The organism is Agrobacterium radiobacter (assembly GCF_040801995.1).
Classification (GTDB): domain Bacteria; phylum Pseudomonadota; class Alphaproteobacteria; order Rhizobiales; family Rhizobiaceae; genus Agrobacterium; species Agrobacterium radiobacter.
In genome coordinates, this window is record NZ_JBEGHX010000002.1 from 1,508,919 (window position 1) to 1,531,829 (window position 22,911).

The 22,911-nt window shown below is 57.8% G+C and carries 21 protein-coding genes and 1 pseudogene; 9 read left to right on the forward strand and 13 right to left on the reverse strand.

All coding sequences use genetic code 11. The features are described from left to right. Positions 1–151 precede the first annotated feature (151 nt). A complete protein-coding gene (locus MRBLRC7O_RS20720; protein WP_060726682.1) occupies positions 152–1,168 on the reverse strand; it encodes a DUF1402 family protein in 1,017 nt (338 codons plus the stop codon). Positions 1,169–1,416: 248 nt separating this feature from the next. Between MRBLRC7O_RS20720 and MRBLRC7O_RS20725 the strand changes: the two genes are divergently transcribed. Further along, positions 1,417–2,082, forward strand: coding sequence for a transglutaminase-like cysteine peptidase (locus MRBLRC7O_RS20725; protein ID WP_060726683.1), 666 nt, complete (start codon positions 1,417–1,419; stop codon positions 2,080–2,082). Between the two features lie 107 nt (positions 2,083–2,189). Here MRBLRC7O_RS20725 and MRBLRC7O_RS20730 read toward each other — a convergent pair whose 3' ends face one another. The 6 genes from MRBLRC7O_RS20730 to MRBLRC7O_RS20755 all read right to left on the reverse strand — a co-directional run bounded on the left by MRBLRC7O_RS20730 (position 2,190) and on the right by MRBLRC7O_RS20755 (position 8,359). Beyond that, positions 2,190–3,275 (reverse strand): ABC transporter ATP-binding protein, encoded by a 1,086-nt coding sequence (locus MRBLRC7O_RS20730; RefSeq protein WP_060726684.1) that lies wholly within the window; start codon positions 3,273–3,275, stop codon positions 2,190–2,192. Then, positions 3,272–4,099, reverse strand: coding sequence for a carbohydrate ABC transporter permease (locus MRBLRC7O_RS20735; protein ID WP_060726685.1), 828 nt, complete (start codon positions 4,097–4,099; stop codon positions 3,272–3,274). Before MRBLRC7O_RS20735 ends, MRBLRC7O_RS20730 begins: the two co-directional genes overlap by 4 nt. Next, positions 4,096–4,998, reverse strand: a complete 903-nt coding sequence (locus MRBLRC7O_RS20740; protein ID WP_060726686.1) for a carbohydrate ABC transporter permease — start codon at positions 4,996–4,998, stop codon at positions 4,096–4,098. Before MRBLRC7O_RS20740 ends, MRBLRC7O_RS20735 begins: the two co-directional genes overlap by 4 nt. 114 nt (positions 4,999–5,112) lie before the next feature. Continuing rightward, complete coding sequence (locus MRBLRC7O_RS20745) at positions 5,113–6,345, reverse strand: ABC transporter substrate-binding protein (RefSeq protein WP_060726687.1); 1,233 nt, start codon at positions 6,343–6,345, stop codon at positions 5,113–5,115. A 64-nt stretch (positions 6,346–6,409) separates the two neighbouring features. After that, on the reverse strand, positions 6,410–7,312 hold the full coding sequence (locus MRBLRC7O_RS20750; RefSeq protein ID WP_060726688.1) for a sugar phosphate isomerase/epimerase family protein: 903 nt from the start codon (positions 7,310–7,312) through the stop codon (positions 6,410–6,412). 12 nt (positions 7,313–7,324) lie between these two features. Beyond that, positions 7,325–8,359 carry a Gfo/Idh/MocA family protein gene (locus MRBLRC7O_RS20755; protein WP_060726689.1) on the reverse strand — a complete coding sequence of 345 codons (1,035 nt, stop codon included), beginning with the start codon at positions 8,357–8,359 and terminating at the stop codon, positions 7,325–7,327. Positions 8,360–8,497: 138 nt separating this feature from the next. On the opposite strand from MRBLRC7O_RS20755, the pseudogene MRBLRC7O_RS20760 reads away from it, so the two are divergent. Beyond that, a pseudogene (locus MRBLRC7O_RS20760) lies at positions 8,498–9,531 on the forward strand (LacI family DNA-binding transcriptional regulator). Between the two features lie 17 nt (positions 9,532–9,548). On the opposite strand, the gene MRBLRC7O_RS20765 reads toward MRBLRC7O_RS20760, so the two are convergent. Genes MRBLRC7O_RS20765 through MRBLRC7O_RS20780 form a run of 4 tightly spaced genes read right to left on the reverse strand, consistent with a single transcriptional unit; the run spans position 9,549 to position 13,184 of the window. Next, positions 9,549–9,701 carry a hypothetical protein gene (locus MRBLRC7O_RS20765; protein ID WP_162266707.1) on the reverse strand — a complete coding sequence of 51 codons (153 nt, stop codon included), beginning with the start codon at positions 9,699–9,701 and terminating at the stop codon, positions 9,549–9,551. A gap of 41 nt (positions 9,702–9,742) precedes the next feature. Next, positions 9,743–11,407, reverse strand: a complete 1,665-nt coding sequence (locus MRBLRC7O_RS20770; protein ID WP_060726692.1) for a Zn-dependent hydrolase — start codon at positions 11,405–11,407, stop codon at positions 9,743–9,745. Next, positions 11,407–12,342: a dihydroorotate dehydrogenase gene (locus tag MRBLRC7O_RS20775; protein WP_060726693.1), complete on the reverse strand. Its 936-nt coding sequence runs from the start codon at positions 12,340–12,342 to the stop codon at positions 11,407–11,409. Before MRBLRC7O_RS20775 ends, MRBLRC7O_RS20770 begins: the two co-directional genes overlap by 1 nt. Continuing rightward, complete coding sequence (locus MRBLRC7O_RS20780; protein WP_077998783.1) at positions 12,342–13,184, reverse strand: dihydroorotate dehydrogenase electron transfer subunit; 843 nt, start codon at positions 13,182–13,184, stop codon at positions 12,342–12,344. Before MRBLRC7O_RS20780 ends, MRBLRC7O_RS20775 begins: the two co-directional genes overlap by 1 nt. Before the next feature lie 505 nt (positions 13,185–13,689). Between MRBLRC7O_RS20780 and MRBLRC7O_RS20785 the strand changes: the two genes are divergently transcribed. From MRBLRC7O_RS20785 to MRBLRC7O_RS20805, 5 genes are read left to right on the forward strand one after another with little or no spacing between them, the layout of a single operon-like run. Then, on the forward strand, positions 13,690–14,457 hold the full coding sequence (locus MRBLRC7O_RS20785; protein ID WP_236760152.1) for an ABC transporter ATP-binding protein: 768 nt from the start codon (positions 13,690–13,692) through the stop codon (positions 14,455–14,457). After that, positions 14,457–15,221, forward strand: a complete 765-nt coding sequence (locus MRBLRC7O_RS20790) for an ABC transporter permease (protein ID WP_060726695.1) — start codon at positions 14,457–14,459, stop codon at positions 15,219–15,221. Before MRBLRC7O_RS20785 ends, MRBLRC7O_RS20790 begins: the two co-directional genes overlap by 1 nt. Further along, positions 15,218–15,985 carry a nucleoside phosphorylase gene (locus MRBLRC7O_RS20795; RefSeq protein ID WP_060726696.1) on the forward strand — a complete coding sequence of 256 codons (768 nt, stop codon included), beginning with the start codon at positions 15,218–15,220 and terminating at the stop codon, positions 15,983–15,985. The genes MRBLRC7O_RS20790 and MRBLRC7O_RS20795 overlap by 4 nt, the downstream gene beginning before the upstream one ends. 19 nt (positions 15,986–16,004) lie before the next feature. Continuing rightward, positions 16,005–17,009, forward strand: a complete 1,005-nt coding sequence (locus MRBLRC7O_RS20800; protein WP_060726697.1) for an ABC transporter substrate-binding protein — start codon at positions 16,005–16,007, stop codon at positions 17,007–17,009. Positions 17,010–17,011: 2 nt separating this feature from the next. Then, complete coding sequence (locus MRBLRC7O_RS20805; protein ID WP_060726698.1) at positions 17,012–17,755, forward strand: ABC transporter permease; 744 nt, start codon at positions 17,012–17,014, stop codon at positions 17,753–17,755. A 383-nt stretch (positions 17,756–18,138) separates the two neighbouring features. Here MRBLRC7O_RS20805 and MRBLRC7O_RS20810 read toward each other — a convergent pair whose 3' ends face one another. Then, positions 18,139–19,149: a hypothetical protein gene (locus MRBLRC7O_RS20810; protein WP_060726699.1), complete on the reverse strand. Its 1,011-nt coding sequence runs from the start codon at positions 19,147–19,149 to the stop codon at positions 18,139–18,141. A gap of 272 nt (positions 19,150–19,421) precedes the next feature. Between MRBLRC7O_RS20810 and MRBLRC7O_RS20815 the strand changes: the two genes are divergently transcribed. Then, a complete protein-coding gene (locus MRBLRC7O_RS20815) occupies positions 19,422–20,645 on the forward strand; it encodes an MFS transporter (protein ID WP_077998782.1) in 1,224 nt (407 codons plus the stop codon). After that, the gene (tmk, locus tag MRBLRC7O_RS20820; protein WP_129565275.1) at positions 20,563–21,324 is read left to right on the forward strand and encodes a dTMP kinase; all 762 of its coding nucleotides are present in this window, start codon (positions 20,563–20,565) and stop codon (positions 21,322–21,324) included. The genes MRBLRC7O_RS20815 and tmk overlap by 83 nt, the downstream gene beginning before the upstream one ends. Before the next feature lie 299 nt (positions 21,325–21,623). Here tmk and MRBLRC7O_RS20825 read toward each other — a convergent pair whose 3' ends face one another. After that, the gene (locus tag MRBLRC7O_RS20825; RefSeq protein ID WP_060726702.1) at positions 21,624–22,910 is read right to left on the reverse strand and encodes an aminotransferase-like domain-containing protein; all 1,287 of its coding nucleotides are present in this window, start codon (positions 22,908–22,910) and stop codon (positions 21,624–21,626) included. Between the last annotated feature and the right edge of the window lies 1 nt (position 22,911).

The window sequence follows — 22,911 nt, forward strand, 5'->3', positions numbered from 1 at the left end:
TTTTCGGCCGCTGGAAAAGCGATTTTCGGTTTTTTGATGCCATGACGATGCGTTTGAGCAATCTTTGCGCGCAAATAAGCGGTTATTTCCCGAGAAATACGCGCGATGCGCAATCTGGGCGGTTGCCTGATTGTTTGACGATAAAAAGCCGTTATTGCTTTTTCCCGCCGATATCAGAGGTCGTCCGCTGGTCGATGGCCTTGCCGTCGAGAATGCTTTTCAGGACGTCGAGGCGCTCGTTGATCAGCCATCCATAATAGTTTTCGACCGGCAGCAGTTTTTTTGCCCCTGCATCCACGGCAGCCCGCAGACGTTCGGCGCGACGCCTTGGCTGGCCGACATTGTAAAGCGTGGCAGTGATGCCGGGATTGCCGGAAATGTCGAAGCCTTTTTCCCTGTAGGCATCGATGGAATCCCTGAGGATGGCGGCGATGTAGATGATGCTGCGGTCGGGATCCATAACGTCACGGTAGATATCTTTCGGCCTGTCCGCCGACAGTTTCGGCAGGCCGCTCGTCCTGTTGACGAGATCGGTCACCTGCAGGGCCGTCAACGGGCTGATCTGGCCAAGGCCGAAGGTCTGCCCGGCATAAAAGGGCTGGAAGAAAGCGCGCTGGAAGGAGATGGCCTCATAGCTCACACCATCCACCACCTTGCCGCGGAAACTCTCGTCCCAGACGGTATCACGGCAACTCCATTGTTCCGACGTGGTGGCAAGCGTTTCACAGAGCCGGAATTCCGGCCGCTGCAGAAATGTCTTCAGGGAAACACCGTCATAGCTGAACTTTATATCGAGTTCGGCGTAGGAAATGGCCTTGATGTAGTAGGTCTGCAGGCGATCCACGGCCGAGACGTTGAACGTATGTTCCCCGACGATGGCGCCGACGATATGGATGGGGTCAATCCCGTAGGCCGCTGCGGCCTTCTTGATCTTGCCGAGAAGGGCGGGCTCGCTGTTTAAAAGATCGACCGTCTTCCGAAACTTTTCGTCGTAGGTCGTGTACGAGGCCCTGGTGCGGATCGCCGAGGCTCTGGGGATTTCCGGCTGCTCGGCGGAGCTGTTCCCGGGGGGAACGACGGTCACCTGCTGCGCCAGCGCATAGGAAGGAAGGGAGGCCAGCGCCAGGATGACGGCGGCTGCGCGGGAAGTCTTCGCAAACAGGCTCATGCAGCGTTCTCTGTAACGTGGATTGTTATCGCGGCGAGGGCTCCTTCATAGGCAGGCTGGCCATAGCTGACAAGTTCGCATCGCTCACTTTACCGTTGGGGGCCGTTTGATGCGCGTTCTGATCGATGTCATTTGCGCGCTCGTCTCCAGCACGATCGAGACCGAAATTCCCGGTTCGTTAAAAATCGAGCTTTTTGTTTCATGTGAACGCAAATCGCCGCCGATAGGTCTGTCGTCAGGAGACGACCATGACCCTTCCCATCAAATTGCTGCAAGCCTGTTTCATTCTGATTGCGACCTGCCTGGCTGCGCCGGTTCAGGCGTCTCCTTTCATGCAGACTGGCAAGATCACGTCGCAGCCTGTCGGCCACTATGACTTCTGCCAGCGGCATTCGGTTGAATGTCAGCCGGTGACGGCCACGCCGCCCCTCACCCTCACCCCCGATGCCTGGGCAACGATTGTTTCGGTGAACAATGCCGTTAACGTCGAGATCGACCAGCGCACCGACATGGAGGTTTGGGGTTATGAGGATTATTGGGAATATCCCTACAAGGGTGCGGGCGACTGCGAAGACCTTGCGCTGGAGAAGCGCAGGCGCCTGATGCAGTCCGGTTTTGCTGTTTCAAATCTCCTGATAACAGTGGTGCGGGACGAACGGGGAGAGGGCCACGCCATCCTGACAGTCAGAACCGATCGGGGAGATTTCATTCTCGACAATATGAAGGCGAAGGTTTTGCGCTGGGACGAAACGGCCTATACCTATCTGAAACGCCAATCCACCGATCATGCCGGTCGCTGGGTGGATATAGAAGGGCCCGCTGCGCCGGCAATCGCCTCCCGCGAGGCTGGTCGGGCTACCGCCACCTCCGCGACAGCGCGCCGTAGCTTGTTCGATATCTTCAAATCGCGCTGAAACCACTCACAGCAAGAGCAGGACCGGGTAAGAACAGGTTTGGCGCCCCCGGCAAGGACAGCGGGCCGTCATGCGGCCCGCGAGCATAGCCCTTCTACGGATATGGATTATTGTCTCGCAAGGCCAATGCCCGTTGCCTCGTCGAAGAGGTGCATATCGGCCGGGTTGATATCGAGGCCAATGATCTCGCCAGCCTTGACTGCGCTGCGTCCCTGTACCGCGATGACCAGTTCGGTGGATGTTCCTGTTGTGAGGAAGGTGGCCGAACCGGTTGTTTCCACGGCTGAAACCGGCAATGCCAATGCCGCCCCCTCTGCCGCTGCCGGCCGGATATGTTCCGGCCGGATGCCGACGATCACATGTTTGCCGGGCGGCAGGGTGGCTGGCGCCCTTATGGATTGCTGCGGCTCACCTTCGCCGAACTGCAGTAGAAGCGAAGCGCCGTCCGGACTGACTGTCGCCGGAATGAAATTCATGGCCGGTGAGCCGATGAAACCCGCAACGAAACGATTGACCGGGCGGTCGTAAAGTTCCAGCGGCGTGCCCTGCTGTTCGATGACGCCGTCACGCATGACGACGACATGATCAGCCATGGTCATTGCCTCGATCTGGTCGTGGGTGACGTAGACTGAAGTTGCATGCAGGCGGTCGTGAAGGGCGCGGATTTCCTTGCGCATATGGACGCGCAGGGCCGCATCGAGGTTGGAGAGCGGCTCATCGAACAGGAAGGCCTGCGGATTGCGGATGATCGCCCGGCTCATGGCCACACGCTGGCGCTGGCCGCCGGAGAGTTCGCGGGGATAACGCTTCATCAGCTTGGAGAGTCCGGTCGTGGCCGCAACCTCTTCCGCCGCCCTGCGGGCCTCGGCCTTGGCCACGCCACGCATGCGTAGCGAATAGGTGAGGTTTTCTTCGACAGTCATATGCGGGTAGAGCGCATAGGACTGAAACACCATGGCCACATCGCGCTTGCGTGGCGGCACGCCGTTCATGAGGGTGCCGGCAATACGCATGTCGCCGGCCGATATGGTCTCCAGGCCCGCGAGTGAGCGCAGAAGGGTAGACTTGCCGCAGCCGGATGGGCCGACAAGTGCCACGAAGGTGCCCTTCTTGATGGAAAGGTTGATGTTCTTCAGCGCATGGAAGGCGCCGTAATATTTGTTGACGCCTGATAGTTCGATCTGAAGGGTCATTTGAGCGCTCCCGAGGTCAGGCCGGATACGATGCGGCGCTGCAAGAGAATGAAGAGGGCGAGAATGGGCGTCACATACATGGTCGCATAGGCCATGATGTTGTTCCATTCGCTGGTGTTGGGGCCCATGAAGGAGTTGAGGCCGACGCTGGCGGGCTGCAATTCGGCCGCCTGGATGATGGATTTCGAATAGACGAATTCGCCGAAGGCCTGCATGAAGATGAGGATGGCGCTGACGAGGATACCGTTCCTGGCAAGCGGCAGCACGATGTTGAAGAAGGCCCCGACCCGGGAATTGCCATCCACCAGCGCCGCCTCTTCCAGCTCCTGCGGCACGGCCATGAAGGTGGCGCGCACCAGGACGACAAAGAAGGGCATGCTTTTTGCCGCAATGGCGAGGATGACCGATAGCCGCGGATAATCCAGCAATCCGAATTGCGAGAAACCGACGAAGATTGGCGTGATCATCAGCGATGCCGGCAGAACCTGCAGCATGAGGATGAGGAACAGGCCGATATCCACCCAGACATTGCGATACCGCGCCAGAACATAGGCGCAGCCGACGCCGAGAACGGTGATCAGCAGCACTGCGCTGGAAGCGATCAGCACCGAATTCCACAGGTAGCGCCCCATGTTGCGGCTGTTCCAGACATAGGCATAGGTTTGCCATTGCGGATCGCTGGGCCAGAAGGAGGGCGGATTGGCGAACATTTCCGAGCCGCTTTTGAGCGAGGTCAGATACATCCAGTAAAGCGGGAAGAGGTAGATGATGGCGAGAATGATGGCGATTACCAGCATCAGCCGATCGCGGTTGGTGATGCTCATCCGCGCACCTCATGCCGTGTGGAGCGCACATAAACGATGGAGGCCAGCATGACGAAAACGATCATGATGACGGATATCGTCGCACCCTTGCCGAAATCATATTGCCGGAAGGACAGGTCCCAGGCCCAATATTGCGCCACGTTGGAACTGTTGTTCGGTCCGCCATCGGTAATGGCGGCGAAAAGATCGAATTGCTGCAGCGTGAAGATCAGGCCGAGCGAGACGATCGCGCCGATGGTGGAGCGCATCATTGGCAGGGTGATGGTGTAGAAGCGCTGCCAGGCATTGGCTCCATCCAGTTCCGCGGCTTCGTAGAGGTCGCCGGGAATGGAGGCGAGGCCGACTGACAGCAGGATCATGTTGAAGGAGGTGCCGAGCCAGATATTGGCGATGACGACGGCCCAGAGCGAAAAATTCGCATCCGAGCGCCAGAAGATATTGCCCGATACCAGGCCGCTTTCCCGCAGGAAGAAATTCAAGACGCCGAAATCGCCCGAGAGAATCCAGTTCCAGATGGCGCCGACGACGAGGCCGGGCATGACCCAGGAGACGAGGAACAGGCCGCGCAGCCAGGTGGCGCCGGGAAAATTGACCCAGAAGAACAGCGCCAGGCCAAAGCCGATCGCGAACTGCCCGGCAATCGAGGCCACGACGAAGGTGACCGTGTTGAAAAGGATCGGCAATGTTTCCGGCTGCCGGAACAGGTCGACATAGTTCTTGAAGCCGACGAAGGGGCGCACGAAGGTGCCCAGACTGAACATGTCGACTTCCTGAAAGCTCATGACAATATTGTAGATGAGCGGCAGCCCGGCCATGACGAACAGGAAGCCCAAAGGAAAGGCGACAAGGACGATGTCGAAACCGCGACCGTCACTGACGCTGGAAAACAGTTTTTTCATGAAACATCCTCAAAAGCTCCAGTCGGGGCCACCGCCGCTTGTCGCGACAGGCAGCCCCACCGGGAGGAACCCTTGGGTGGAGGCCGGGGAAACCGGCCCGCCCGCCCAGATAGATCAGCCTTCGACCAGCTTTATCTTTTCAGCGGCCTGATCAAGCGCAGCCTTCGGCGTCATCTGACCCGACAGGGCGCCCTGAATGGCGTCCTGTATCGCCTTGGAAATCTTCGGCCATTCGGGTGAGGGGCCACGCGGCTGCGCATATTTCAGCTGTTCCACGAAGGTTTTTAGCGCTTCATCCTTCAACGCATTGCCGGTTGGCGGAACCGGAATATCCGAACGCGCCGGCAATTGGCCGAAGTTTTTGAACATATCCTTGTCCTTCGAGGCGAAGAATTCGATTGCCTTGAAGGCCTCTTCCGGATGTTTGGTCTTGGAGAAGATCGCCCAGTTATAGTCGCCCATGGCCGAAGATCGGGGCGCATCGGGTGTGGGCACCGGCAGCAGGGCCACGCCCCAGTCGAACTTGGCGTCCTTCAGCATGCGGTCGATTTCCCATGGGCCAGAAATGACCATGGCGGCATTGCCGGCGTTGAAGGTGGCGGTGGAATCCCACTGGCTGCGCGTCAGTGTATCGGGAGATGCCAGCTTTTCGTCCAGCATCAGCTTCCATGTTTCGAGCGCTTTGACGGCGCCCTCGGTATTGATGTTCTTGTACGTCGCGCCCGCCATCTGCGCCCAGGGCAGGAACTGGAAGGTGCCTTCCTCATTCGCCTTGGCGCTGAAACTGATGCCATAGACGTTCTTTGCGGGATTGGTCAGCTTGCGGGCCGCGCCCACCAGCTCATCCCAGGTCTGCGGCGGTTTTGCCGCGTCGAGCCCTGCGGCCTTGAACAGGTCCTTGTTATAATAAAGCGCAATCGTATTCGTCGCCTTCGGCACGCCGAAATATTTGCCGTCCCACATCACCGATTTCAGCGGCCCCGGAAAATAATTCTCCGTCTTGATGACTTCAGAGTTGGCGATCATGTCGGTCACATCGAGAAAGGCCCCGCGTGCGGCGAACATGGCGTGGTTGGGGTTGTCGATGGCGATGATGTCGGGCGCATTGCCGGTCGAATAAGCGCGCATGGATTCGCTCACCACATCATCGAACTGCAATTGCCGGTATTCGATCTTGATGCCGTTATTGAGCGCATTGAACTCTTTGATAAGGTTCGGCGCCGGCTGGATATCTCGATCCAGCGACCAGAGGGTCAACGTCACATCCTCGGCCTGCGCGGTGATTGCGCCGGCTGATACGCTCGCCAGCAAAATTGCGCCGGCCATCATGCATTTCGCGATACCCATAATCTCCTCCTCTTGGTTATCGTCTCTCTGCAATTTTCGGAAACCTTCTCCCAAAAGGTTGCCGTTATGTCGGGTCGACGACGAAATCGCCGCCGCGGCATTTTTTCAGATAGTTCAGGCCATGCACCTGGCCCGTCATTTCCAGCGCATCGCGATAGACCGGATCATGCCAGCCTTCGATGTCGATGGAGCCGGACCAGCCGGCGAGGCGCAGTTCGGAAACAATGTCCGTCCAGTTGCTGTCGCCGAAGCCCGGCGTGCGCATGAAGACGAATTTTTCCTTGCCGAAAATGCCGTGCTCGCGAATGACGTCCCAGCGGATTGTCGCGTCCTTGCCGTGTACGTGGAAAATCTTGTCCGCCCATTTTCGGATTTGCGGCAGCGGGTCGATCAGATAGACCATCTGATGGCAGGGTTCCCATTCGATGCCGATATGGTCATCCGGCGTTTCGTTGAACATCAGTTCCCAGGCATCAGGGTTGTGCGCGATGTTCCAGTCGCCGGTCTGCCAGTTGCCATCCATGGCGCAGTTTTCAAAGGCGATCTTCACGCCCTTGTCGGCGGCGCGTTTTGCAAGCTCGCTCCAGATTTCCTTATATCGGGGAAGGCTTTCCGGCAGCGGTTTGCCGCGAAGCCGGCCGGTGAAACCCGCAACGCAGGTCGCGCCGAAATGGTGGGCATTGTCGATGCAGTCTTTCCAGCCCTGCAATGTCTCAAGGTCGATCTCGGTTTCTTCCAGCGGATTGCCGAACATGCCGAGCGTGCTGATGGTGATGTCGCGCTCGCCGATCGCGTCAAGGCAGCGCTTGCCGAGCTCGGCAAGGTCCTGACCGTTGGTGGTCTGCCAGAAGAACGGCTCGAAGCTTTCAAAGCCGAGATCGGCGATCTGGCCGATACGTTCGGCCGCCTGGCCCTTGGTGGCGCTGACCATGGTGCCGATGCGGATGGATGTTGCCGGATTGCTCACGTCTTTCAGTCCTTATGCTGCAATTGAAACACGCTGGCCGAGGCGGGCGCTTTCAATCGCGCCGATCACCATGGCAAGGCTGTTGATGTTGTCGAAGGAGGCTGTCTCCGGCATCTGGCCGGTGCGGATGGATTCGAGGAACGAGAGAATGACGCTGGCATGGCCGCGCGTGTCCTTCTCGGAAACGGCTTCGGAAACGTTTACGGTCTTAAAGCCACGCAGAAGCCCCTGTTCGTCGCCGGCCACCGAGGCGGAGAAATTGTCTTCCCCGTCCCACAGGATCATGCCCTTGGAGCCGATCAGCCGCCAGCGCGCTTCCCAGCTGGTCCGCTCGCCTTCGGCGCACCACGAGCCGCGATAGGTGAAGACGACATCGTTGGAAAACTCGAAAATGGCGTTGGCGCTTGCCCCATGGGCATACCAGGAACCGGCCGGGTTCTTCTCCACGCAAAAGACGGAGAGGGGTTTTTCATTGGCGACGAAACGGGCTGCATCGAAGGTGTGGATCGCCATGTCGAGAAGCAGGACGTTCTTCATTTCCTCGCGGAAGCCGCCAAAATGCGGCCCAAGGAAGAAATCGCAATGGATGGCCGTCAGATCGCCGATAACGCCGTCTTCCAGCGCGCGGCGCAGCCGCCGGATACCGGCCACAAACCGCCGGTTTTGCACCACAGCATGAATTTTGCCTGATTTCTTCGCCAGTTCCACCAGCGTTGCGGCTTCCTCCATCGAGGCGGCAAGCGGCTTTTCGCTGAGCACATGGCACCCGGCCTCTAGACCGGCCTCAACCACGGCGAAACGCGCCTGCGGGATGACGATATCAAAAAGGATGTCGGCCTTGGTTTCAGCGAGAACCCTGCGGAGATCCGTGCCGATGACCGCGTCGGTGAGGGCGAATTCTTCGGCCAGCGCGCGGGCCGTGTTCTCGTTCAGATCCACCAGACCGGCGATCTTGATCGCACTGGCGATTTCCGGCGTTGATTGAATGGCGCGCAACCAGCCTTTGGCCATGGCTCCGCACCCGCATAAAACGGCACTAAAAGTCATCTCATCTCCCCGGGCTCTTGGCAAACTCCTCTTTGCGCAGAGCGTCGTAAACGTTTACGAGACTATGCCAATGATGTTAGATATGTCAAGACCGTTAAGGGGCGCGTCGATTGCGCGCCGGGCCTGGGAGGGGAGTGCATGAAAGGAATTCGTCAGCTTGCCGATTATCTCGAGATATCGATAGGCACTGTTTCCCGTGCCCTGAACGGCAAGCCGGATGTGAACGAAGAGACGCGGCGGCGTGTTCTCGAAGCGGCGGAAAAGCTGGGTTATGTCGCCAACCAGTCCGGCCGCAGCCTGCGGCAGGGAACCACCAATGTCATCGGCCTGATGACCGGCAGCGACGCGCAGACTGTTGAAAACTCCGACAACTTCTTTCTGGGTGTGACGGATGGTCTGCAAAGCGTGTTTTCCGAGCATAATCTCGATCTCATCGTTCTCCCTTGCCCGGGGGACGAGGATCCGGATGAATATTTGAAGCGCATGGTGGCGCGCCGCATGGTGGATGCGATGATCATTTCCGCGACCCGGCGGACCGACAAGCGTGTGGATTTCCTGAAGCAGACCCGCCTGCCTTTCGTATCGCTCGGACGGACCGCTTCCAGCGACAGTCACGCCTGGATCGACCTCGATTTCGAAGGGGTCGCGAAAAGCGCCGTGGACCGTCTCGCCGCTGCCGGGCATCGCTCGATCGCGGTTGCCGTGCCCGACAGCGACATCAATCTCGGTTACATTTTTCTGGAGGGATACAGGCGCGCGTTGGAAGGCAATGGCATCGCCTATGATTCCTCTCTGGTCATCCGGGCGAAATCGAGCGAGCAGGGGGGTATCACGCCGCCAGCGAATGGCTGCAGATGCGGCCCCGGCCAACGGCGATCGTGCTGATTTACGAGCTGATGGCGGTCGGTCTTTATCGCCGGCTGGCGGAAGCGGGCCTGAAACCGGGGGGCGATCTTGCCGTCATCGGCTTTCGCGATGGCCCGCGCGGCCAGTTTCTGGAGCCTCGCCTCACCAGTTTCCGCATGTCCCTGCATGATCTCGGCGTGACGGTCGCCCAGACGCTATTATCGACCATGCCGGCCTACGCGCCCTTTTATCCCGGTCAGGCCCGCCATTGCGTATGGCCCATGCTTCTGGTGGCCGGCGAGAGCGATCCCGCCCCCGCCGCATAGGCCGCTGCGCAGGGGCGTTAAAGCTTGTAGCCGCCAATGCTGGCGACGCCGAAAGGATTGAATTTATACTGGTCTTCCTTATACCTTTCGTCGTCGGCGAGGGTGGCGCTATGGCCCTTCACGGCTGCTTCAACGCCTTCACGCGCCATTTGCTCGGCGACATCATCCATCAACGCGGCGATCTTTAAGGCGCAATAGCGAGGTGGCATTTTTAAAGCTGCTGGCCTTGCTCCCCAGCAATAAAATGTATTGCCATCATTGATATGGCCTTCAGCTTCTGGTCTGCGTCCGAGCCCCCAAATGCCAGGTCAAGCGTGTCTACGGCATTCTGGAAGCGGTCCAGTTCGCGGTCAAAAACATCCGCCTGCGTGGCCTCGCCATAATGCAGATCGGCAAACTCCTGGGCTGCCACCGCAAGAATGAAATAGCCAGCAGCCCGCTCGGGATCCGCCAGCGCGGCCTTCCGGGCCACGGTTGCGGCGCTGTGATAAGCCCGAGAGCCGTTACCTTTTTCCCGGATGATATCGGTAATCATTTTAAACATGGGTTTCTTCGCCTTTTCTTTTTCCCGAGGGGAGGGCTCCCTCGAAGGTAATGCAACCGGGTTGACCAGAAACTGATAGAGGATGTCCGTCGCGACGTCGAAGTCCTCCATTGTCATCGCTTCTTGCGGATTATGAGATCCGTTGCGATTGCGGATAAAGATCATACCGGATGGAATTCCCGCTTCCGAGAACACCGCCGCATCATGGCCGCCGCCTGATGCAAGCAGGCAAACGGGTGAACCTGTCGCCCTCGTGGCCTCCTCCAGATGAGCGATGAGTTTCTCATCGCAGATCGCCGGGCTCGTCCATAAAGCTTCACCGGTGTCGAAACGAACCGCGCGCTCGCGCTCGATACGAGCGATCTGGGCAAGAACAAACGAATGCATGCTGTTAAGCATCCCGCTATCCTGGCTGCGAATATCCAGACTGAACTCTATAAAATCGGGGATCCGGGTCAATGCATGTTTCTGTTGATCTGTCGAAACCATGCCACTGGTTATGACGAGATCACGGCCGGCGGCGACAAATTCATGCCAGGCGGCATCAAGAACGTTGAGGAGTTCCGCCATGGCGAGCACCGCGTCATGTCTATAGGCGAGGGGAACCGCCCCGGAATGACCCGCCTCGCCATAACAGGCGATTTTTCTGTAACGAAAATTACCGCGTATACCCGACACGATCCCGGTCGGCAGATTGCGCTCTACCAAAACAGGACCCTGCTCGATGTGGACCTCGAGATAGGCGCTCACACGTTTCGCGTCGATAATCGGTCTGCCGGCGCGGATCGGCTCCATGTCGATGCCTGCGGCTTCCATATGGTTGGAAAGCGTCCGTCCGTCACCTCGATGTCTTGCGGCAAGTTCCTCCGGTGAAAGTACGCCAAGAAGAGCTTTGGACCCCACGTAGCAGGGACCAAACCATGCGCTTTCCTCGCCGCGCATGGCAATGACCTTTACCGGCTGGGAGAAGCTGTTGCCCTCTCGCCTGGCACGAACCAGGCACATGATACCTGACAGAACCCCGGCCAGTCCGTCGAAATTCCCTCCGCGAGGAACGCTGTCGACATGTGAACCACATAATATAAAGCGATCGGCCGTCTGATGTTCGGGTAGCGAGAATACGACGTTGCGACCTTGATCCCACACAGCGGCCAGCCCTTCAGCACGGGCAAAATCCATCAGGAACTGCAGCGTACCAGTTTCGACATCGGAGAACGCGGGTCGACTGACGCCTTCGAGATCAGCGGATTGTTTGGCGACCTGCCTGAACAGATGGACGGCTGTGCTGGACAGGTCGTTGATTTCGTCCGTGTTCGCAAGGCTTGCAGACATCAGGGATACTCCGCAAGAGCGATTGTTTCTCTGGCAAGTTTTGCAGTGCCGATTAATGCATCCACACTGGCGAGGCCGCGGGCAATGAGCGCAGCTTCGAGCTCACGGACAAGACGCGGCATGGTATTGGGGCTGATGAAAGTGGCGGTGCCCACCTGCACGGCACGTGCGCCGGCCATCAGATATTCGATGACGTCATCAACCGTAGAGATGCCCCCGCAACCGATTACAGGGATGGAAACCGCGTTAGCGCATTGATACGTCATGCGCAGCGTGATTGGTTTTATGGCCGGGCCGGACAGGCCGCCCATAACATTCCCAAGCCGGATCTCGCCGGTGCGGCTGTCAATGGCCATGGCTAGCATGGTATTGGCCGCGACGAGTGCGTTGGCACCTGCCGCTTCGGCCGCCTGCGCCACCTCCACCACTTCACCTGTATTGGGCGACAGCTTTGCCCAGAGAGGCAGATCCGTTGCGTCACGGATTTTCCGAATCACGTTTTCGGTCGAACCGGGACGCATGGCGAAGGCCTTGCCGTGATCTTCAATATTGGGACAGGAAATATTGACCTCGATCGCGTCAACACCTGGAATGCTGATCTCCTCGGAGAACCGGGCAAAATCGTCGGCCGTTCCCGCGGATATGCTGACGACAAGAGGCGCCTCATACTGCGTGTAGAAAGGAATTGTGTTCCTGACAAACCACTCCGCGCCCTTGCTTGGTATCCCGATCGAGTTCAGCATTGCACCACGGATCTCACAGACACGCGGCACAGGGTTGCCTGAACGCCTTTCTCGGGTGATGGTCTTGGTCACATGCGCACCAATGCAGTCAAGGTCGAAAACATCCGCCAATTCTTCGGAGAATGTACCGGACGCCGGCATGATCGGGTTCTTTAGCGACAGAGTTCCGATCCGCGTGGAAAGATCCGTCATCACAGCACCTCATCGAGGTCAAAGACAGGACCTTCACGGCAGACCCTGAGATTGACTGCCTCTGCCGAGCGCTTGAAGGGTCGTACACAGGCCTGGCACATGCCAATGCCGCACGCCATGTGCTGCTCCAGTGCAACCTGACCCCCAATAGCATGCCTGGTAGCGATGTCCTGCACCATGCGCATCAGGCGGGCCGACCCGCAGGTGAAGAGAGAATCGACCTGGTGGCTTTCGACCAGCTTATCGATTAGCGGTGTCAGGCTCTCCACGCCTGAATTGCTTTCCAGATCGGTAACGGTGATGACTTCCGCGCCATAAGCGCGAAAAAGATCTGTAGACATAAGAAGCTCGGGAGAGCGCGCGCTGCAAATCGCGGTCAGTCGCCGCCCCGTGTACGCACATTCCCTGGCAAGCGGCGCAAGGGTCGCCAGCCCTACACCCCGCGCTAGAAGAAGAGGCCGTTGCCATTCAGCCTTTAATTCGAAACCCTGGCCAATTGGGCCGACGATATCGAGCGTGTCGCCTGCCTTTAGTTCAGACAGCGCACGGGTGCCGGCACCAGCCACCTTATAGAGGAAGGCAAGCTCTCCTTCTTCCAGGTCATACGAGTAGATGCTCATCGGTCGACGGAAAAATGGCTGGAATCGATCCGTCTGAGGGCAAAGAATGTGAAAGAACTGGCCCGGCCGGCAATCGAGGACTGAATCCGGGGCCGAGAGCACCACCAGGCGGTACTGGCCGTTTACCGGCTCGTGTCGTTTTATGATCGTCTCGACCTCATGAATGGATCGACGGGGTGGAAGAGGAGCAGAAGCTGGAAAAGCACAAAGACTGGCTGACATGTCGTGAATCCGGGGAAAAAAGGGCTATCCTCCAGGGGCCAAGTCCGCTGTTGAGGCAAGCATAGACGGAGAGGAAAGTACGCAGACGGAAAACACCGTCATCGTGCGACCAAAACCCAGATCAGCGTCGGGCGATAAGGCAACAAAGTGTCATGTGCACTCCTGCGTTCAAAAACAAAACATGTCCCTCAACGCATAAAAAGTCAACAAGATTCTCAAAATTGAGATTTATCGCATTAATAATCAGGCTGCGGCGGGTTTACCGGCGACTTCGGTACAAATCTGTCGAGCGGGGACGCGCTGTGAGCCGCCGACGCCGGAATTACTTCGGTCAAAAACACGTTATTGATATAAGTCTCATCTTTGAGAACTTGGCTTGCTTTGTGAAACTTTTTGTGAAACCTTTCTATTCATGCGACTAAAACTGACAGACAGGGAAGGCAGTCGGGCGACGCCGGTTTCTTGTTCGGGATACGGAGAAATGAGGGTGACGCAATCCGGGCCGATGATCGATATCGCAGGCATCCATAAGACGTTTGTCGCTGACCACGGGACGGTGACTGCGCTGGAGCCGTTAACCATTGACGTCAGGCCAGGCGAATTCATCGCGATCGTTGGGCCTTCAGGCTGCGGGAAATCGACGCTCCTCCGCCTGATTTCCGGTCTTGACCACCCAAGCGGCGGCACCATAAGGCTCGACACTGCCGGCCATAAGCGTCCGGTAGGTTTCGTTTTTCAGGAGCCGGTTCTTCTTCCCTGGAAAACGACCCTCGAAAACGTCCGGTTTCCCCTCGACACCGCCGGGGTTTCTCGCGCTGCGGCGGACAGGATTGCACTCGATTTGATCAAAATGGTAGGCCTTTTCGGCTTCGAGGGCGCTTTGCCGCGCGAACTGTCAGGTGGAATGCGCCAGCGCGCGGCAATCGCCCGTTCGTTATCGGATGATCCACCGATCCTGTTGATGGACGAGCCGTTCTCCGCGGTCGATCTACTGACACGAGACACGCTGAACGACGAACTGCTGCGGATCTGGCAGGCCACCGGAAAAACGATCCTGCTGGTTACCCACAGCGTCGAAGAAGCCGTCTATCTCGCTGACCGGGTCATGGTGATGACCGCGCGCCCGGGCAAACTGAAATCTATCCATGAGGTCAATCTCGCGCGACCACGCGGCGAAGAAACCAAACTCGACCCCGCCTACCACTCACTCGTCGCCCGGCTTCGCCGCGATTTACGTACGCCTGGCGAAACCCGTGACGGGAAGCCGCAATAATGGCGAGGCACTTCAGCGCCTGTATCGACTATATCCTGTCACTGGCAGCGCTGCTTGCACTCTGGTGGCTTGCTACTGGTCCGATGGCAATGCCTGCCTATCTTCTGCCCTCTCCGGCGCGCACCTGGGGTGCACTGGTCGCCATTGCGAGCAACGGTGATCTCTGGCTGCATCTCGGCTTCACCATCCAGAACATCGTGCTCGGGCTCTTCCTGGGCCTGATCGCCGGCATCGCTCTGGCCTACGCGATGACGCGTTTTCCGACACTCTCGGTCTGGCTGGACGGCCCGCTCGTTATCCTTCAGACAGCACCTAAAATTGCGCTCGCGCCCCTCTTCATCGTGTGGTTCGGCTTTGGGGTTCTGTCCAAAATCATCCTTGTCTTCTCGCTTGTGTTCTTCCCGGTCTTTATTGGTGCCCTGTCAGGGTTCCGAACGCTCGATCCAAAAATGAGGGACCTAGCGACACTTCTGGGTCTCGGCAAAATCCAGCGATTTGTGCAGATCGAATTTCCGTCGGCACTGCCGGAGATCTTCGTCGGCCTGAAGATCGGCGCGGTCCAGGCGCTGGTTGGTGCGGTGCTGGCCGAGTGGATGTCGGGAAAGCTCGGACTTGGATACCTGATGACCTATGCCGCCGCTACCTACAAGACGCCGCTGCTCTTTGCTGCCGTTCTGCTGACCGTCGCACTCGGTCTTGTGATGCATGTCGTCTTGTCCTCGCTGGAAAACCGGCTTCTCTCGTGGAAGGGGACGAGGAAATGACAAGCGCCGCCTTTCCCTGGAACAACGGCAGGCCGCCGCATCTGCCCTGCGGGCCTGGCGACATTGCAGAAAATGTTCTAACGCCTGGCGATCCGGACCGTGTCCATTTGCTCGCCGACATGATGGAGGACGTGACCGATTTCGGTCGCAAGCGGGAGTTTGCAGTCATAACCGGCACCTACGAGGGCCGGAGACTGACCATATGCTCCACCGGCATTGGCGGTCCCTCGACTGAAATCGCCCTGGTGGAACTTGCCATGCTCGGCGCCAGGAAGGTAGTGCGCATCGGGGGCATGTCGGCGCTGGCGGCGCAATATGCGCCCGGCTCTTTCGTCGCAGTAAACCAGGCTGTAGGCGATACCGGCTCTGCGTGCACCTACCGCATGGCTGGCGGCAAGGCCAAGGCGTCCTCGCGTATCGTCACCGGCCTGGTCGATGCGGCCTCCGAACTTGGCATCACCTGTCGCACCGGCATGGTCGCGTCGACCGACAGCTATTATCTGGGCCAGGACCGCCGCTACCGGCCTGTCGACGACGGTCGGGACGTGTGTGGAAATTTCGTCGGCCACTTCCAGGCTCTGGGTGCGATTGGCGTCGAAATGGAAAGCGAGATCCTTTTGACAGTCGGAAATGCAATCGGACTTGAAACCGGTTGCCTCCTCGGAATTCACGGAAATCGCGCCACAGATGAATGGCTCGACGATTACGAGCCCACCCAGCGAAATCTTCTGCGCATTGCGGGACGCGCTTTCTCCAGACCGTAAACAACCGAGGGGTCAAACGATGTTCAAAATTTCCAGCGCGGCCGCGGCCGGTCTTATTGCTGTTTCAATTTCGCCACTTGTTGCCATGACGGCGAGCGCTGCAGACAAGGTGATACTTCAGATCGACGGTGCTGCCGCACCGTTTTACGCCCCCCTTTACGCAGGCGTGGAGAAAGGGATTTTCGAAAAAAACGGAATCAAGGTTGAATTCATTTACGCCGCTGCGGCTGACATTCTCACCAACATTGCTGCCGGGAATGTCGATTTTGGCTTTCCGAATGGTGATGCGGTCGTTGCCGCTGTGGCTAACGGTCTACCGGTCAAGGTGATCCACACCACATATCAGCGCGGCATCGGCGCGCTGTTGGCGAAGGAAGAGAGCGGAATCAGATCTTACGCGGACCTGAAAGGCAAGAGGGTCGCCGTCACCAGCCTTGCCAGCCCGAACTACCTCCAGCTTCAGGTTGGTTTGCAACGCGCCAGCCTGACACTTGACGACGTTTCCGTCGAAGTCGTGGCGACAGGAGCGATCGTCCAGTCGCTGCAGGCTGATCAGGTCGATGCCATAGTCTTTTCCGAACTGCGAAAATACAATCTGGAAGCCGAAAGTACCAAGGTCACCATGATTCTGTCCAACGACTTCCTGCCCTCCTTTGGCAATGTGGTTGTTACCAGCGACAGCAAACTTTCGGAAAACGCCGATCTTGCCAGGCGCTTCACCACTGCAATCACCCAGTCGTACCAATGGGTAATAGACGGCCACGTGTCTGAGGCACTTGATATCGCGCTTGAAAAATACGCGCCAACCTGGCCCAGGGATCAAAAGCCCATGTTGACCACGGCGTTTGAACAGACATTCGTGCCCTCCGTCTGGCAGAGCACCCTTACCAGGAAAATGGGTCTTGGCGCGGCCGACATGGCGGGCTGGCAGAAGAATGCCGACATCCTGGCGCAATACAAGGTGATCGACACTCCTCCCAAGGCCGCCGATTTCGTTATCGACCCCTATTCGATCGGCCAATAAGGATGCTTCTGCGTGGCGTGGCGGGTCTGACCGCAACCTTCTTTCTGTGGACGGCAATCATCTATCTCTTCGACGTGCCGGCGTTTCTTTTGCCGGGGCCCGTCGAAGTATTCCACAGGTTCGGTTTCCTGTACAAAAACGCCAGCCTCGGCCGGCATATGTGGGTGACGCTGTCTGAAATTGTCGCGGGGTTCATGCTCGGCACGCTTGCCGGCGTCTTCGCCGGCGCAGTCTTTGTCCGGCTGCCCCGGGTCGAACGTTTTGCCACGCCGCTCGTTCTGCTCCTGCAGACAGCTCCAAAGATTGCAATCGCCCCGCTTTTGCTTTTGTGGCTGGGTATCGGGCCGGCTCCGAAGATCGTTCTGATCGCGATCGTCACGTTCTTTCCGGTCATGTCCGGCATGATGACCGGCCTGCGCTATGGGGAAAGCAGCTTCCGTGATCTCGCAACGGTGCTCAGGTTAAGCCCATGGCAGCGGTTCCGCCACATTGAATTGCCAACTGCATTACCGTCGGTCCTCGCAGGCATGGCAGTCGCCACAACGCTTGCCATAACGGCAGCTGTCATCGGCGAACTGATGGGCGCAAATGAAGGGATCGGCTATCTTCTGTCGTCGGGTCAGGAAAACAGTGACACATCCGTTGTCATCGGCATGGTCATGCTTCTGTCACTGATCGGCTGGGCCTTTTATGAGGCTGTCGAATTGATGAGACGCCGCCTGGTTGGCAGGTTCCAGTCATCCTGAAGCACACGGTGTTCTGCCGTCTTCCTTCGCGGATTCTGACTGCCGGGATATACGAAGGGTCGGCGAAACGATAACCACCGACGATGTGCACCCATGCGTGGGCGGGTGAACTGATAGCGGACAAGACCAGCCGGCTCCAATCACCAGACACGGTCCGTTGCTGCGGACTCTCACATCCGCGTTTGTCCCGCCATTTGCAAGTTCAGTCAGAAGCCGCCTGAAACAGCAGTCTGGCGCCGTGGTCCGGTCGACTGCGACGCTGGCGTCCGATGGTGATGACATTTTTATGGACCGTTGGTGCTGATCGCATACCGATGCAGCATCCGGCGTGCCGGCTTGTGGCTATAACGCCTTTTCCCCGATCGTCGCGTTTCTGTTGCCAGTCATACGTTCTGGACGAGGAATTCCCGCACCGAACGCGTGCCGGTGTTGAAAAGCAGCCGCCGGAATTCGAACTCCAGGACCGTTTGCGGGTCGTGGAAAGGTTCTCGCATGAATTCCTCCTGCGTCAGGCGCAGAGCTTCTTCAGCCGAGTAGAAAATATCGCCGCTGGCGTTTAGGAGCGCTGTATTCGCCTCATAGATTTTGGTCATCAATTCACAGGCTGCAAGCACTGCTGCCTTCCTGTCGGATATTGCACTGCCTGCGGAGCCGTACCAGGCGATAACTTCCTGACCCAGGGGACGCAACGGTTCCGGCAGGCGCTTGAGGTTTTGCATGACCCATTTGGGCTTGGCGTTGGTGCTCCCGGCGAGATGGCAAAGTCCGGCCGCCTGATCCATCAAAAACATGGTACAGACGAGGAAGCTGGTATCGAAGTCGCCGGAACCCCATGTCCCCATCAAATCCTTGAATTCGGGATAGCCACCGGTCCGATTACGGTATTGGACGAAGGAGAGTTTTTCCCAGAAGTCTGTCGGAAACAGTTGCACAAATTCGCTGTTGCCCGTGACCGTGATGCCGACCTGCATCTTGTGCAGCGCATCTTCGGACGAAAGGGGAAGCTTTTTGCGCAAGGTCTTTGTTCCCCGACGCGCCAGCTGGTAAAGCGCCAGAACATCATCCTTCATCGCCTCGACCTCGGCTCGGGTATAATATTCGACGTCAAAAGCCACGCCATCTTCACGAATGTAGTCGACGAAAGTGCGCAATCCGCCGTTCTGCTCAATGAAGAAACTGTGATCGCCAGTGTGCCTGACCGGCGGAAGCTCGTCGCATATGACGTAGACGTCGATGTCAGAGTGCTTGTTCCCGATACCCTCCACCAGCGTCCCCGACAAAACGACGATATCGCCCTCAGCTGGTCGGCAGCGGGCCAGTATTTCATCGCGATCAATCCGCAGGTGGCCGTTTAAAAACGAGAATGTCGATGGCGTGGCCGGCATAAGATTCATTTGACACCTGCTAGGGCTACGATTGCGAATAACGTATCATTATTTATACTTTTCTCATTGTCAACCATCCGCCACAACCGTGGGATGGGCGCGCAAGAGGTTCAAAGTAACGTCGGAACATGCCGTAAAATGCAATATTGCAGTAATTTTCCGTCAAAACGCCGTATCTTCGACGTATCGAGGGAAGCCGCGGCGCGAGGCTGCCGAAGTTTCAAAATATATATTGCGTGATCAATCTCCATAATATATCAATTTTGAGACTTTTCCAGAATATGAGGAGGCGCGCGCCTTTGATTTCCCGATATTTTACGGCGATAACGCTTGCTGGCGTCACCCGAGGCCTCTGGGTGATTACCCTCGGATGGTCATCGGCACTGATCGGGGGATCGGTAGCTCTCGTGGGCATAGCTTTTCTGGTTGGTCATCTCATGAACGTAATCCTGGCACCAAGTGTCGGAGCCTTGATCGACCGGCGCAGCAGAAAACGGTTGGCGATATTCGGACAGACGTTGTTCGGATGCGCGATGGCAACGCCCTGGTTTGCACATTTGCTCGGTTACGCGCCGTCCTATGGGATGCTTCTTCTCATCGCCGCCTGCATTGCCGCAGCGGCGCTTGTCCAGGGCGGAGCCCTCGACGCTATTCAGAAGTCCATCGTCGACAAGGGCGACATTAAGCGTACAAATGCAATTGCCAACGGTCTGCGGCAGGGATCGATGATTGCAGGGGCGGGCCTTGGAGGGGTCGTTCTGATGTGGCTGCCGATCCATGCGGGTTTCATCGTCGGTTCCGCTCTATGCGCTCTCGTCGTAGTCTGCCTGCTCGGCCTGCCGGACGCAAATCCACCGGTCAGTGCGCGGAAAAGCTATGTAGCGCAGATGGGGGAAGGCTATCGGTTCTTCCTGCGCAAGCCGGAACTTGGCCGGCTGGCTCTTCTGATTGGCTTAAGCACTTCTGTCGGTCAGTTGTCGAATGTTATGCTCCCGCTTCTGGTGCAAAACGAACTTGACGGCGGCAGCGAGCTATATGGGCTGATTGATGCACTTTGGTCAGTCGGCGGCATCGCCGCCGCGGCCTGCGTCGCGCGTTTGTTGAGACGGTCCGGCCTGGGTGGCTTCGAGTATCTTTCCATCGTCGCCCTGGGGCTTTTCACCGCCACCGTATCGTTTTCACTGAACTCCATGTCGGTCGCGGGTCTGTATCTTCTGATGGGCTTTGCATTCTCGTTCTCGAAGATCCTGTGCGACGGGCGAATGATCGAGCTGGCTGACATGGAAACGATCGGCAGGGTTCGCACATATAACCAGGCGGTCACCAGCGCCTTTGGACTGATAGTATTTTCAATGCCGGCGCTGACGGGGGTGGAAAGCGTACGAACCCATTATGTCTTCTGGGGCCTGGGTGTCGTCGTAATTGCAGCAGCAATTTATCTCACCACCAATTTTGCCGGCGCAGCCGTCGGGCAAGCAACCACGGAAAGAGACGCGCATGACTAAAACTCATTCCTTCACCTGGGCGCAAACACGCTGGCCTGGAAGGTTAATCGCAGTCGAGGGCTTCGACGGCGCAGGCAAAACGACACAGATCGAACTTCTGCACAGACGGCTCGCTGAACTCGGCCATAATGTCGTCCTGACCCGACAGCCATCGGACTGGTATCGCCAGAGCGAACTTGTCCAGCAGTTCCTGAACAGTGGCGGCACGCCGGAAACCGTCCGCGCACTTGCATTGTTTGCGGCAGCAGACAGGGTGCGGCACTGCAGCAACGTCATAATACCTGCACTTGCGCGTGGCCAGACAGTCATCAGCGACCGCTATGTATTCTCTTCTGTCGCCTTTTTTCGGAGCAGGGGGATCGACCCGGAGTTCATCCGGACGATCAATCAGGGGATTCCCCGGCCAGACTGTGCGATCTATCTCGACGTCAAAGCAGAGATTGTCAGGGAACGGCTGCTGGCGCGCGATGGCGACAAGCTGAAGCACGAAGAAAATTCAATCGAGACCATCAACCGCGTTATGGATAACTTCAGGAGCCTGGCACCCGAGCTGAACATAGTGGCGGCCCAAGCGGAAAGGGAAGAGGTGTTCCGTGAGATATGGCAGCTGGTTGCGCCCGCTTCAGACGTGACGACAAGACGCCCCGCGCCTGCCGGCGCCACCGGTTTGCGCATTTGAAGCACTTCCCGGAAAACGCCTCTCGCTCCCAACGTTCGTCATACACAACCGCGGCGTCCTGCCCGCATTTTCTGTAGACAAACGTACCTGAGACGCAGCGACCCCGTCTGGAGGAGCGGCCTGAAAGTCGAGAGGCATGATATCCATGCCTTCGCGCGCCTGGTCTCCCGCCCTGGCGGCATGGTTCTCCCGCCGCCCTCGTGCGGGACAGTACGCTTCCCAACCGTCAGAAATCACGGCAAGCGCCAGACTGCACTGCAACGCCCCGCATACAGCACACAAGGCTTGAAAAATCTCTCTCAGAGACCGGGAACCGGTACCATTTCCGGCGGCGCGACTGAACGGAGATCCGCCATTTCATCGATGATCAGGCGGCTCAGTCGCTTGATGCCTTCCCGCGCGCGCTCCGGTGGGCAGGAGGTGAAGCAGAGGCGAAGCGTATTCCGGCCCGAACCATCGGGGTGGAAGGGGCGACCAGGAACAAAAGCGACGCCTTCGAGAGCAATAGCCTTGGCAAGCAGAGCATTGGCGTCGAGACCGTCCGGCAGCGTCAGCCAGACGAACATCCCGCCCTCCGGTTTCTGCCAGCAGACCTTGTCGGGCATGTATTGCTCGAGCGCACTGATCAGATTGTCGCGTCTCTGCCGATAGGCCTGCCGCGAGGCAAGCACACGCTCGTCAAACATTTCAGCTGCAACGCGGTGCATTACCATCTGGTTGATCGTTGAACTGTTGAGGTCGCTGGACTGCTTCAGCAACACCAGCTTCTGGATGAGGGGGGTTGCAGCACATATCCAGCCGATCCGCATGCCGGGAGTCATTGTCTTGGAGAAACTGCCGCAATAGACAACAAGAGAGTTTTCGATCGAGCCACATTCCTCGATATCGAGCTGCATGATTGAAGGAAGCGTGCTTCCTTCGTATCGTAACGCGCTGTAGGCCGCGTCCTCGACCAGGGGGATGTCATTATCGCGTGCAAGGGCAAGCAGCCGACGCCGCGCGCATGTTCCCATCGTTTCACCCGTCGGGTTCGAGAAGTCCGGATTGGCATAGATGAGCTTCAATGGACTGGCGTCGTCGGTGTCTGGGCTCGGGCGCCCTGCAGCTTTCCCTTTCGCGTCGAAAAAGCGGTAGTCGGGTTCATAAGCGTCGAAGATTTGCAGCGCACCGAGGTAGCTCGGCTTTGAGATCGCAACAGAGCTGCCTTTTTCGAGAAAGAGACGAGAAAGAAATTCGATGGCCTGCTGCGCTCCCGACGTAATCAGGATGTTGTCTGAACTGCAGATGACGCCCTGTCGGTGCATGAAACCGGCGATCCAGCGTCGTAGCGGCAGATAGCCTTCACTGGCGCAGTATTGCAGGGAGACCTGCGGGCAATCCCGAAGGTATTTCTGATAGCCGTCAAGAAACTGCGGAGAGGCAAAAAGATCAGCGTCAGGAAATCCACCCGCGAAGGAAATGATATCGGGATTTCCCAGCAAAGCAAACAGATCCCGAATTTCCGATGCATGCATGTTCCTGGCTCGGTCCGCGAACCGCTTTTCCCAGGTTTGTGTTTGAGGGGATATCGATTTTTCGTTCGTCATA